The following is a 12,661-nucleotide window of genomic DNA, read 5'->3' as shown; positions in this document are numbered from 1 at the left end:
GAATTTCAATATATTTTTATTGTTTTACGATAAAAATATATTTATAAAAGATATTATTAAACACTGATAAATAAAAAGCCATCATAAGATTTATGATGGCTAATAAAACTTAAAAATTAAGAACTCCTATTTTAAATAAGAGTTCTTAATTTATTTTGTAATTTATTTAGAAACTTTCTTTTTATTATTTAAAAATAATAAAACTGCTACTAAAGTGGTACTTAGTCCTATTCCAAAAAATATTGGCATCCTATTCTTTTTATCAGTTGTTGAAACAACCGTACTTTTGCTTTCATCTTTATTAGTCTTTTCTTTACTTTCACTTTCTTTTTTAATTGTTTTTTCTGATGTTTCAACCTTTTGCTTATTATCTTTTTCTGGTTTAATTGATTCTTTAACTTCTTTTTCTAAATTTGTTAAGTCTTTTGATTTGTTAACTGTATCTTCAGACCTTACATTCTTAGATACACTTTCTGATTTCACATTATTTAAACTTACATATTTAGCTTGTCCATTTTTATTAAAACTATTTATGTGTTTTTTTATTCCATTTGAACTAGTGTTTACACCTTTACCTAAGGATGTTCCCTTTTTTAAATTTCCTTTTCTATCTTTTTTACCATTATGTGTTACTTTTTTATTTTCATGCTTCTTATTTTCGTGGTTCTTCTTTTCATTTTTTATGTCTTTATCCTTATGTTCTATATTTGTATCTTTAACTTTAGAATTTATATCCTGTTTAATATTTAACTTTATACCTAAAGAGTAAAACCCGTAATCTAATAGAATGTTAGATTCTATCTTTCTTGGTTCTTTTCCTAAATTCTCTTTAACTATAACTTCTATTTCTCTTGTATCCTTATTATAATTAAGTAATACATTTTCGTTTTCTTGTCCAGCTAGAAATTGAACTTCTGGGATAGCATCATTAGCTTTCATATATTCATCTAATCCCTTAACTGGATCTTTTATTTTATAGATAGATTCCTTATAATCTATATTTATATTAACAGGACTTTTTAGGCTTTGAACCAGCATACCAACATATGTTCCATCCCAGTCCACATATGATTTCATAATTAAATTTGATAATGGGCTCATATCTGTTATGTTGTTTGCTCCAACCCCTATTAAAGTTAATTTTTTCAAACTTTTTGTAAAACTTATATCGCTAACTAAATTACTTTCAAGATTTAATTCTTTCATATTTATAAGCTTTCCAAGTGGCTCAACATTAACTGTTTGTTTACCACGGTTGCACCAATGCAAATCTAACCATTCTAATTTTTCAAGTTTTGATATAGGTGTCATATCTACTATAGCTTCATTATTATATATATTTAAATGAGTTAAATTGGTTAAATTAGATAGTGGCGTTAAGTCTCCCAACATATTCCTATCTAATTCTATGTATGTAAGTTTTTTTAGATTTTTTAATGGTGTTAAATCTTTTATTTCATTTTCACTTAAATCTAACTTCTCAAGATTTATAGCATACTGTAATCCTTCTATACTTTTGATACCTCTATCATGTATCCCCTTTACCAACCATTGTTCCATAGGTAAGAATGGTATTGCCTTATCCCCATTTATCTCCTTAAGAGATTCCATCTCGGATTTTTTAATTGGGGCATCTGATTTTCTATCTTCTCCTAAAGCATAATTTATAACTTGTCTAAATTTAGGATCAGGTATATCTATGATTTTCTCATCTGATACTTTTTCTATTACTTTTCTTTCTTGTGCATATACTTTCATAGTTACAAGTGTGTTATTTGCTATCATTGTACTTATAATTGTTGCTATGACTATGGCTACTTTTGACTTCTTCTTTAACATGTTTTCCTCCATTTAATAAATTATATTTTGATAAATTGTATTAATATTGATTTTATAAGTTTTACGAAATATAATAAATTTAATATCAAAGCTCATATAATTTAGTGTATAACACTAAAACTTTATTCTAGCTTATATGTTACGTACAAAAACGTCATGTTCACACAATAATTAAATAATTATGAATTTTATGACATTTTACTGTATTACTTTACATAACATTACAAATAATCATATTTAATTAAGTAATTAATACTATCTAAAAACGTTTTTAAATGGATATTCAGTACTATTAAACGGTAACATAAAGTTATAACAAAATAAACACTTTTTTGACAATTCATTATCCATATTTCCAATGATTAGGGATTTATATATTAACTTTATCAATAGCTATTACTATTATGCATAATTCCATCATACTTATTAAAGTATAATTCTTTAAAAGTAATCTTATGAGGTGAACTTTATGAATAGAAAGAAAAGATCTAAGATAAATTTTTTTAAAATTATATTTGTCATAATTATATTAATTCTGGTAACCACTTTAGGTATTTACTACAATTATTTCTATCCTAGGACTAAGGTTAAATCTATAACCTCAAATATGTCTTTAGATAAAAATTATTTAGTAAATAAATTTGAACCTAAGAACATTAAATTTTCACTAAATAATATCAATGTACAATCTGACATAAATTTTAATGAAGAAGAGTTAACAGATTTATTTATAAACATTGTTAATAAGACACCAGAACTTAAACAATATTTAGAAGGTTTAAGTATTAAAATTGAAGGTGAAAATTTAAAATTATACACTCATGCAAATTATAAAAAAATCCCACTAGAGGCGGTATTAACTTTTACTGTAGCAAGTAATGAAGGAAAAGCTTTTATTAATTATAAGGAAGGGAAACTAGGATTTATATCTATTCCAAAAGAAATTATTTTCTCAAAACTTAAAAATACACCTTTATTAAAATTTGATAAAGAAAAAGGCAACATAATAGTATCTCCAGGTAATATCCAAGGTTTTAAAATTTATATTAATAACTTTTCACTTAAAAATCATAAACTTAATGTAGGATTCAAGGGAAGTAAAAAACTTTTCTAATTAATAAATAATTATTAATCTGAATGTTATCATAATAGGTTTTTATTATACAATTTATAGTAACATTAAAAACCAAGCTAGTTTCTATTTAAACTCCATGGCTTGGTTTTCTTTTTTGTAAACTATATTCTACTCTTTTACCCAATACTTACTACAATCATCTGTTCTATCTATAAATCCATATTCAACTAAAGCTCTTCTTAATGTTGCATAATCTTCATAAATTCTCTTAAGTATTTTATTTAATTCTTTCTCTGTATAAAACTTACCTTTATTAAAATTCTTTATAATCTCTTCAAGTATTATGACCTTTTTCTTTTCTTTTACAGGATAATTTTTTAATGCTCCATTAGAATCAAAGTTATTTTTGATAACATTCATCTTTTCTTCTTCTGTTATATTATATCTATGATCTATCATTGTTGCAGTTTTGTGTATTTCACATAAATTATTATTATCTAATTCACTTATTTTCTTTTCTGTATAACTTGAAAGTAACTGCATCATAGCTAGAAATAACTTCGCCTGCTTTTCCTTCTCTCTTAGTTTATAACGATGATTTCTTATAGTTGATGTAGCTATCCCCATTTCCCTAGCTATTTCTTTATCTGATTTACCTGTAGAAAAATTTAACAATATTTTTCTTTGAACCTCTGTAATTCCTGTAAAATTTTTATTCATATTAAGAATATAATATAACATAGAACCATGATTATTTTTCACATGTATCTCTGTAGTCTTTTCAGAATCAAAAAACTCTGAATCTACATTATATATTTTTCCTTTTATAAATTTCTCCCCACATATTAAACAAGTGAAACATTCTTCCTCTTCTACATAACCTTTTTTAACCTGCTCTATAGTAGCATCCCAAAAGAAATTATCTCTTTCCATCTCCATAGCAACCTCATTTCTAATTTTTAATTACTTTATTATATTATAAGGTTATTTTATAGTATTGTCTATATATGAATAGATAATATATATTTTTGTTTGTATATTATGCTTGTATATTTTAAAAACTATATGTTTTTTTATTTTACTATACTCACTTTAAAAGTTTATGTTATTTCTTGTAAACTAGATAATTATCTATATTAATCATTATACTTTAGACTTTTTATCATTCCATCTTTAGCTAAAACCGTATCTTTAAAAATGTTCTTGGCATTATCTAAATAGTCCTCCGGATTTGAAATAGCGGGGCTAAAATGTGTTAACATAAGCTCCTTAACTTTTGCTTCTCTTGCCAAGGTAGCACCTTCACTAAAGATCATGTGCTTATTCTTTATAGCTTTGTCTAAATCCTCATTACTACCATAATTGCCCTCACAAATAAACAAATCACTTTCTTTTATAAAATCTACAATTTTGTCTATTGGCCTTGTATCACTAATATAAGAAATCTTAACTGCTCTTCTCCTCTCTCCATTTACCATAAAAGGCTTATATAGTACTTCTTCAAATTCTATAGATTCTCCTTGCTGCAAAAGTTTCCATAAATGTTTAGGAACATTGTTCTCTTTAGCTTTTTCTACACTAAATTTAGGTAATCTCTTATAATAAAAGTTATATCCTAGGCATTCTGATGAATGTTCTAATGGAAGAACCCTTATCTCAACATTACTTTGAGTTTTTTCTTGAACTAAAATTGAATTATTTTTCTCTATCTTAAAGTATATGGATTCCTTAGGGTTTTCTACAAAGTTTATTTTATATGGTAAATATGGATTGATTATATTTAGAGAAGAAACGACTTCCTTTATACCCTTTGGACCTATAATTGTTATAGGCTCTACTCTTCCACTATTACCTATAGTTGCTAACAACCCCGGAAGTCCTACAATATGATCCCCATGATAGTGTGTAATACAAATAATATCAATAGATTTAAATCCCGTACCAACAATTTTCATAGATACCTGTGTTCCCTCCCCTGCATCTATTAAAATTTTTCTCCCTAAATAACTAATTAAACTTGCTGATAAAAATCGATTAGGCATAGGCATTCCACCACCTGTACCTAAAATACATATGTCTATCATAAAGTTCACCATCCTTTAAATATATTAAAAATTCTATCCCTGAACCTAGGGTATAGCTTTAAAATTTTTTATTATTTTATCACTTTACAATTAACTTCCTATATTCTACCATTATATAATAATTTATATTTAATCTCTATAATTAAGTATTATTTGTAATTTAATAATACTTAATCATACTTATATTAATTTTCATCTAAAGCAAAAAGGGTGTCTTAAAATGATTTAAAGATTATTTTAAGACACCCTTTTTGCTTTACTTTAAACTATTATGAAAAAAGTCTAATATATTCTTTTCATACTCTTTTTTGTATAATTTATAAGTTCTTATATGTTCTGCTTTTTCTGTAATCCATAACTTTACATGTTCATCTTTTCTAGCAATATTATATAATTTTTCACTTTCTTTATAAGATATAGTTAAATCACCTTTTCCATGAATTAAAAGTAGATCTTTATTCTTATAATTTGAAATAGCCTTAAGGCCATTAACATCAGCAATATCTACACCTATAATGTGTGGCAATACTCCTAATATAATATTCGTAAAAGGAAAATCCGGTAAGTGTGTCCAATAAGGTAAGTTTGCCTTTAAATATCCTTCTAAGCTAGCAAAAGGACTGTCAGCAACGATAGCTTGTACATCTTTAGACATTTCCCCGACCAATATGGATGTTGCAGCACCCATGGACCATCCGACTAGTCCTATTTTTTCTGAATGTTTATTATTCCTAGCAAAATCTACAGCTGTTAAAAGATCGTATTTCTCAAACTCTCCTAGTGAAACAATTTTCCCTTCTGATTCACCTGCAGCTCTAAAATCAAATGTTAAAACATTATACCCTTCGTTACATAATCTTTTTGCAATATTTATAATTTCTATATCCATTAAAGCTCTATTATCTCCATATCCATGGGCAAAGATAATAGTTTTTTTACTTTCTTTATGTTTTCCATTATTTTGAGCAGGAATCCACCAACCCTTTAATAAAATATCGTCATACTTACTATGAAAAGATACATTTTCATAGGATAATCCATAATTTTTAGGACTATTAGTAATAGGCTCCCTTTTAGGCATTGCTAAGTTTAGCCCTACATAAATAGATACTGCAAAACAACTTAAGCATGATAGTAGAATTATTCCAATTAAAATATTAGCCCATTTTATTGTTTTATTTTTACTTGTTTTTTTAAAAGCCATCCTTTGCTCCTTTGTATGTAAAATTGATATTTTAGATTTTATCATAAGATGTCGAATTATGTCTATATATTTATAAAAAAATATCTCATCTAAAAATTTATAATTCTTAGATGAGATATCATCTTATTTAGTAAGTTATTTGTCCTCCATTGGCTTTACACCTATTTCATTTTTTGATACTACTGAATCACAAGTCGGACAATAGTATTGATGTTCTACTTTACTTTCACATTTTTTATGAACAAGCCTTTTATAACATTTATGAAGATGTTTTTCTCCCCACATAATCAAACTATTAAATATATCCTCTAAATCACTACCACTTTCAGTTAATACATATTCATATCTTGGAGGATGCTTTTGATATAGCTGACTTTTTATAAGTTCATCTTCTTCCAAATTTTTTAATCTACTAGATAATAAATTTGTTGGTATTCCTTGTAGATTATCTTCAATTTCTTTAAAAGTTTTATGACCCTTTTTTATTTCATGTAATATAAGTAATGACCACTTATCACCTATAATATTTAATGTTTGTGCAATATTACAATTTAGATTATATTGATTTTTCATGCCGCTATTCCTCTTTTTCTATAAGAATCTCTATATATTTAATTTTGCCTTTTACCTTCTATTGTTTGCTTTATAATATTTTGCATCATACCTTTACTTAATGCTCCACTTACATAACCAAATATATTTCCTTCTTTATCAATCATATAGGTAGTTGGAAATGAATTAATTGCATAGTCCATAAAAACTTCTCCACTTTCATCGAAAACAACTGGGAAAGAATATCCATTTTTCTTTAAAAATTCTTTTATTCCTTCAACATCTTTTTCCTGTCCCCCTGGATTTGCAACTCCTAAAATAATTACATCTTTACTATTTTTATTATGCTGTTTATATAATTCTTCTATATGTGGCATTTCAGAACGACAAGGAGGACACCATGTACCCCAAAAGTTTAGGAATACTACCTTACCTTTATAATCTGATAATTTATGCTCCTTACCATATTGATCAGTAAGTTTAAAATCAAAAGCTGGTAATACTTTCTTTTCTTTAGCTTTATTTTCTTTTTCTGCAGTTGAATTTTCTTTATCCTTATTTGCCTCAGAATTTACTGAACTTTTGTTGCTTGAACTAGTAAATGAGTTTAAATATCCACTAATATTATTAGCCCATCCAGTAAAAGTCATTACTCCAATAATTATAAGAACTACTCCACCACCCTTAATAGCGTATTTAAGTAAATTACGTTTAGCTTTTAAAAAGTTTAGAACCTGTGTAGTAAATAATCCTAGCAATAAAAATGGTATAGAAAAACCGACTGCGTAAACTACTACTAATACATTTCCAACTAGAGCACTTTTGGCACTTGATGCTAAAATAAGTACTGAGGATAAAGCTGGACCAACACATGGTGTCCATGCAAAACTAAATGTAAATCCCATAACAAATGCCATAAGTGGATTCATATTGTTATAATTAAGGTTAAAATTAAGTCTGTGCTCACCTTTTAAAAAGTTAAAGTTTAAAAATCCAATTTGTACTAATCCAAAAATTATAATAACAATCCCAGATAAACGGGTGAAAAGTAATTTGTTACCACTTAGGAATTTCCCTAATACTGAAAAGGATAGTCCTAAAATAAAAAATGCAAATGAAATTCCAAGAACAAAAAATATTGTGTGTAAAAACACCTTTTTTCTCTCATAAGTTATAGTTCCATCCGAATTTTCTTTTTTCGCATTACCTGCTAAATACCCAATGTATATTGGTAATAACGGAATAACACATGGAGAAAAGAATGACAATATACCTTCTATAAAAACTAGTAAAAAACTTATATTATTTGCGGATATGATTTCTTTAAACATTTTATTCACTTCCCTTATATGAATTTATTTATTAAAATATATCACATTAGGTTCATATAATCAAGTTACTTTAAAAAGTAAAGTTACCTCTCCAAAAATAAAATGCATATATTAAAACTTATGCATTTTACTCTATAGTAATGCTTCTTCTTTTTCATCTTTACATACCTCTACAATTTTACCAAAGACTATGACGCTTTTATAGCTTGTAGTAAAACTTGAAGGTTTTATTTCTGTATCTGTAACTACACAGAAAGATATCTTAGGTTGATTTTTAAAATTATCGATTGTATCATATGTTGCATTTATAGTACATATTTAAATAAATATTTTCACTCCATCCTTTACCTGTACACTTAAATACATCTAATAAACATCTTTGTACTTGATAGAACTTATCATTTATGATAGTATAATCTTTATATTAATTTCTTAATTAAAAGGAGAATTATATATGAAAAACATTATTCCAAATATATCTGTGAAAAATTGTAAGGAAGCTCTTGAATATTATAAAAAACTCTTTAATGCAGAGGTTAAAAATCTTCAATTAGCTGATAACGTTGAAATGTTTAAAGAGCATAAGGGAAAGATTATCCATTCTGAACTTCACATAAATGAAAATTGTATATTATATTTTGTAGACTTCTTTGATGAAAAATCTGTGGAAAGCAATATAAACTTAATTCTTAACTTAGAAAGTGAAGAAGAAATAAATAACCTATACTCATCTCTTAAAGAAAGTGGCACTACATCTTTTGAGCTACAAAAAACATTCTGGGGCGCATATCATGCTGTTGTAACTGACTGTTTCGGGGTTATATGGTCTTTAAATTATTCTATTCAATAGAAAATATAAAATTTATAACATATAATAAAAAAGCCTATGCATAATAAAATCGTAGGCTTTTTTTATTTCTATAGTTTTTATTTGTATAGTTACGTATATAATCATTATTTGTTTTATAATAACTTTATAAAATTTGAATTAAATCACCAGGATTATTTTTAAGCTTGTCTACGGAGTGTAAATATTTATTAGTTGTTGCTATATTAGAGTGAGCAGCAAAATCTCTTACCTTCTCTAAGGTTGCTCCTGATTGAATAACAAGAGTAATTGCAGTATGTCTTGTGGAGTGAACCTTTAACTTCTTTTTTATCCCTGCATTTTTGCAAGTTCTATCTATAATAAGGTTTAAAGTGTTATGATTTAGCTTTTTACCATTTAAACCATTAGAAGAGTGCCCTATAAATAAATATTCATCATGGTTTAATTCTAGGGACCTATCAGTTTCTTTTAAATATTTTAATATGAGATCCTTAACCCCCACTTGTAACTTAACTAAATCTCTCTTTCCACCTTTTCTTATAACTTCTATAACATCGTACTCCCCATAGGTTTTTATATGACTTAATTTTATATTTATAATTTCAGATTTTCTTAAAGCTGTAGTTAGAGCAAGTGAAAGTATGGTTTTATCCCTGAGGCCTATTAGGTTATTTGTATCTATACTTTCTAATAATTTTACACACTCTTCTTCTGTTAGAAACTCTGTTTCTTTTGTAATTACAGTAGGCTTCTCTTCTTTTAAATCCCCAAAGGGATTATATTTTATAATCTCTGTATTGGTAGAGTTATCCCTATATTTTAAAATCCATTTATAAAGTGCACTTAATGATGAAAGTTTTCTATTAATAGTAGAGGATGCATATCCTTTATTTTTTAAATATATAATATAATTTTCTGCATGAATGAAATTAACCCTTTTTATGTCTTCTAAACTAATTTCATATACATTTTTTACATTGAAGAAATCCTTTATGTCCCTCTCATAACTTTTAGCCGTATTTTCACTTTTTATTGATTTAATTCTTAAAAAGTATTGAATAAAATGAGGTTTTTCTTTTTTTTCTATAATGTTTTTACTATGACTATCTATAACTATATTTTTCTCCAAAAGAATCCCCCTCTTTATACTTTATTTTTATAAATTAAATTACAATGTATGATAACTTGGTAAATTTATTTGTTATAATAAAAATCCTAAAGCCTTATGCTGAGTTTCTATATATTCCTCTAACTCTTCACTGGTTTTTGCTGAAAATTCGTATACTAAAAACTCAGGATTTATTTCTTCCAAGATTTCTTTGGCTCTTTTACTTTTAAAAGGCTTGTGCCAATCTATATTAAAAATATGGTCGTAGGCTAATTTAAAGTTTTCATAAAATTCATCCATATTTTTAGGTTCTTTATATGGCGATGGCTCTTGCAACTTTTTCCTCAAATAAGGTCCTGAGAGAGAAAGGTTAAAATGAATTCCCTTTATATACTTTTTTAAATCTCCTAGAGCTTTAAGATTTTCTAAAATATAATCTATACCCTCTTCTTCACTATTTATGTTTATATTTGTGTTCATTAAATGTGCTGTATCTAGCATAAAACCTTTGTTCTTAAAATTCACTTCATTTATTAGTCTTTCTGCAAGAGTAATATCTAAAAGATTAAGTCCTGGCCACCAAAGGTTTTCAAATAAAAAGTAAAAATCTGCTTCAAATCCATCCAGAACTTTATTTAAAAAGTCTATAGTATATTCTATAACCTCTTCACTACTATATGTAAATTTGTAGTCAAAGGTATGAGGAAGTTGAACATGAGCAACATGAAATACTATGTATTTCGCACCTACTTCCTTTGCAAAGTTCAATTCATCTCTATATGTTTTTATTAATCCTTCCTTGCCACGGTCTCCATAAAAGGACTTTATAGCTTCTTCACTTCCAAATTGTTTTATAAGTTCCTCTTTGTCATCTTTCCAAAAATCAAGCCAAATAGGATAATATCTAAGGTGCACACCCTTAATTAATTTTTTGTCCAAAGCTTCTTGATCTAAAGGACCACATTGAATAAGTTCTACTCCAGTCATCTTGTTTTTATTTAAAAACTCTTCTAAGAGTAATGATTTATTTCCAAATCGTTCAAGATCTGATATATAATTTGATGTATTTATTAACCTTTCCATTTAAATTACCCCTTGATTTCAATTTTTCTTTAGTACAAATACAATTATTAGCTTATCATAATATGATAATATAAACAATTAAATATAAAATAACTTGCAAACAAAACCGAAACTTAAACAAAATTCATTATTTTGTCTAATAACAGCAAAGTTCGCAAGTTAATTATCTTTTGTTATATTTTATTGTAGTTTTTTGATAAAACTTTCTATCCTGTTTAAACCATTTTCTATATTTTCCATAGAGGTTGCATATGATAATCTTACAAAATCATCAGTTCCAAATGCCACACCTGGAATTACAGCTACTTTTTCTTCTTCTAATAAATATTTTGAAAAATCTAATGAACTTTTTATAATTGCTCCATTAAACCTTTTCTCTAAGCATTTAGTTATATTAACCATTACATAGAATGCACCTTTCGGCATTTTGCAAGATAGATTTTCTATAGAATTTACTCTATCCACCATAAAGTTTCTTCTATTTTTAAATTCTTCAACCATAGAATTAACCTCTTTTTGATCTCCTGTTAAAGCTTCTACAGATGCATATTGTGCTATAGAATTTGGATTTGAGGTTGTATGGCTTTGAATATTAGACATTAACTTAATAATTTCTTCAGTAGCCGCAGCATAGCCTATTCTCCATCCAGTCATAGCGTAGGCTTTAGAAACACCATTTATAACTATAGTTCTATTAAAAGCATCTTCTGATATAGATGCTATACTTATATGCTTCTCTTCACCATACAATAACTTTTCATAAATTTCATCTGAAATAATTATTAAATCATGTATTTTTGCAATTTCACTTATTTCCACAAGTTCTCCTTTAGTATATACAGCACCTGTAGGATTGCTTGGACTATTTAAAACTATTGCTTTAGTTTTTTCTGTAATTTTACTTTTTAAATCATCTATTGTAACTTTAAAATTGTTTTCTTCTGTGGAATTCACAAATACCGGAACTCCATCCGCAAGTTTTATAAGTTCAGGATAGCTTACCCAATATGGAACTGGTACTATAACTTCATCCCCAGGATTTAATATAGCTTGAAATGCATTACCTAAACATTGCTTTGCTCCTGTGGAAATAATAATTTGACTATTTTTATAGTTAAGTAAATTATCTTCTTTGAATTTTTTTACTATAGCTTCTTTTAATTCTGCAATTCCCGATGCAGCAGTATACCTAGTTCTCCCCTTTTTTATAGCATCTATAGCAACCTGTTGAATATTCTCCGGTGTATTAAAATCAGGCTCACCAGCACCAAAGCCTATAACATCTACACCTTCAGCTTTCATTTTTTTAGCCTGGGCAGTGATTGCAAGCGTTAGAGATGGTGATATTTGCATTGCTTTCTTTGATAGTAACATTATAAACCCTCCATTTTACATTAGTACTCATTTATTTCTATGTATAATAATTTCATAACTTTATACTAAATTGAATGTAATCCTTCATATTTATAATATCACTTATTCATTTGTCTGTAAATATAATATTATATGCTATACAATATACGTTATATAATGTATATTAAATATATAAAAGCTAG

The 12,661-nt window shown here is 26.8% G+C and carries 11 protein-coding genes; 2 read left to right on the top strand and 9 right to left on the bottom strand.

The annotated features are described in order from the left end of the window. Positions 1 to 162 precede the first annotated feature (162 nt). The gene (locus FGL08_RS06485; protein WP_171011998.1) at positions 163 to 1,839 is read right to left on the bottom strand and encodes a leucine-rich repeat domain-containing protein; all 1,677 of its coding nucleotides are present in this window, start codon (positions 1,837 to 1,839) and stop codon (positions 163 to 165) included. A gap of 469 nt (positions 1,840 to 2,308) precedes the next feature. Here FGL08_RS06485 and FGL08_RS06480 point away from each other — a divergent pair, with 469 nt between their 5' ends. Next, positions 2,309 to 2,953: a hypothetical protein gene (locus FGL08_RS06480; protein ID WP_138210007.1), complete on the top strand. Its 645-nt coding sequence runs from the start codon at positions 2,309 to 2,311 to the stop codon at positions 2,951 to 2,953. A 129-nt stretch (positions 2,954 to 3,082) separates the two neighbouring features. Here FGL08_RS06480 and FGL08_RS06475 read toward each other — a convergent pair whose 3' ends face one another. The 5 genes from FGL08_RS06475 to FGL08_RS06455 all read right to left on the bottom strand — a co-directional run bounded on the left by FGL08_RS06475 (position 3,083) and on the right by FGL08_RS06455 (position 8,085). Further along, positions 3,083 to 3,853, bottom strand: a complete 771-nt coding sequence (locus FGL08_RS06475; protein WP_138210006.1) for a DUF2087 domain-containing protein — start codon at positions 3,851 to 3,853, stop codon at positions 3,083 to 3,085. Between the two features lie 197 nt (positions 3,854 to 4,050). Then, entirely contained in the window at positions 4,051 to 4,998 is a 948-nt protein-coding gene (locus FGL08_RS06470) for a ribonuclease Z (RefSeq protein WP_138210005.1), read from the bottom strand. A gap of 256 nt (positions 4,999 to 5,254) precedes the next feature. After that, positions 5,255 to 6,202, bottom strand: coding sequence for an alpha/beta hydrolase (locus tag FGL08_RS06465; RefSeq protein ID WP_243117953.1), 948 nt, complete (start codon positions 6,200 to 6,202; stop codon positions 5,255 to 5,257). Positions 6,203 to 6,337: 135 nt separating this feature from the next. Next, complete coding sequence (locus FGL08_RS06460; protein WP_138210003.1) at positions 6,338 to 6,775, bottom strand: winged helix-turn-helix transcriptional regulator; 438 nt, start codon at positions 6,773 to 6,775, stop codon at positions 6,338 to 6,340. Between the two features lie 38 nt (positions 6,776 to 6,813). Next, entirely contained in the window at positions 6,814 to 8,085 is a 1,272-nt protein-coding gene (locus tag FGL08_RS06455; RefSeq protein ID WP_138210002.1) for a redoxin domain-containing protein, read from the bottom strand. A gap of 454 nt (positions 8,086 to 8,539) precedes the next feature. On the opposite strand from FGL08_RS06455, the gene FGL08_RS06450 reads away from it, so the two are divergent. Next, on the top strand, positions 8,540 to 8,935 hold the full coding sequence (locus FGL08_RS06450; RefSeq protein ID WP_138210001.1) for a VOC family protein: 396 nt from the start codon (positions 8,540 to 8,542) through the stop codon (positions 8,933 to 8,935). Between the two features lie 124 nt (positions 8,936 to 9,059). Here FGL08_RS06450 and FGL08_RS06445 read toward each other — a convergent pair whose 3' ends face one another. The 3 genes from FGL08_RS06445 to FGL08_RS06435 all read right to left on the bottom strand — a co-directional run bounded on the left by FGL08_RS06445 (position 9,060) and on the right by FGL08_RS06435 (position 12,479). Beyond that, the gene (locus FGL08_RS06445; RefSeq protein ID WP_138210000.1) at positions 9,060 to 10,043 is read right to left on the bottom strand and encodes a tyrosine-type recombinase/integrase; all 984 of its coding nucleotides are present in this window, start codon (positions 10,041 to 10,043) and stop codon (positions 9,060 to 9,062) included. A 72-nt stretch (positions 10,044 to 10,115) separates the two neighbouring features. Beyond that, positions 10,116 to 11,105, bottom strand: coding sequence for a TIM barrel protein (locus tag FGL08_RS06440; RefSeq protein ID WP_138209999.1), 990 nt, complete (start codon positions 11,103 to 11,105; stop codon positions 10,116 to 10,118). 180 nt (positions 11,106 to 11,285) lie between these two features. Further along, entirely contained in the window at positions 11,286 to 12,479 is a 1,194-nt protein-coding gene (locus tag FGL08_RS06435) for a pyridoxal phosphate-dependent aminotransferase (RefSeq protein ID WP_138209998.1), read from the bottom strand. Positions 12,480 to 12,661 lie beyond the last annotated feature (182 nt).

The sequence above is a fragment of the Hathewaya histolytica genome, from assembly GCF_901482605.1.
In the GTDB taxonomy this organism is placed as follows: Bacteria; Bacillota; Clostridia; order Clostridiales; family Clostridiaceae; genus Hathewaya; species Hathewaya histolytica.
This window is presented reverse-complemented; position numbering and strand designations above follow the sequence as displayed.

What these genes read in the sequence shown, in the direction of transcription:
- FGL08_RS06485 (WP_171011998.1), bottom strand. Translation starts at nt 1,839, where the DNA reads ATGTTAAAGAAGAAGTCAAAAGTAGCCATAGTCATAGCAACAATTATA.
- FGL08_RS06480 (WP_138210007.1), top strand. Translation starts at nt 2,309, where the DNA reads ATGAATAGAAAGAAAAGATCTAAGATAAATTTTTTTAAAATTATATTT.
- FGL08_RS06475 (WP_138210006.1), bottom strand. Translation starts at nt 3,853, where the DNA reads ATGGAGATGGAAAGAGATAATTTCTTTTGGGATGCTACTATAGAGCAG.
- FGL08_RS06470 (WP_138210005.1), bottom strand. Translation starts at nt 4,998, where the DNA reads ATGATAGACATATGTATTTTAGGTACAGGTGGTGGAATGCCTATGCCT.
- FGL08_RS06465 (WP_243117953.1), bottom strand. Translation starts at nt 6,202, where the DNA reads ATGGCTTTTAAAAAAACAAGTAAAAATAAAACAATAAAATGGGCTAAT.
- FGL08_RS06460 (WP_138210003.1), bottom strand. Translation starts at nt 6,775, where the DNA reads ATGAAAAATCAATATAATCTAAATTGTAATATTGCACAAACATTAAAT.
- FGL08_RS06455 (WP_138210002.1), bottom strand. Translation starts at nt 8,085, where the DNA reads ATGTTTAAAGAAATCATATCCGCAAATAATATAAGTTTTTTACTAGTT.
- FGL08_RS06450 (WP_138210001.1), top strand. Translation starts at nt 8,540, where the DNA reads ATGAAAAACATTATTCCAAATATATCTGTGAAAAATTGTAAGGAAGCT.
- FGL08_RS06440 (WP_138209999.1), bottom strand. Translation starts at nt 11,105, where the DNA reads ATGGAAAGGTTAATAAATACATCAAATTATATATCAGATCTTGAACGA.
- FGL08_RS06435 (WP_138209998.1), bottom strand. Translation starts at nt 12,479, where the DNA reads ATGTTACTATCAAAGAAAGCAATGCAAATATCACCATCTCTAACGCTT.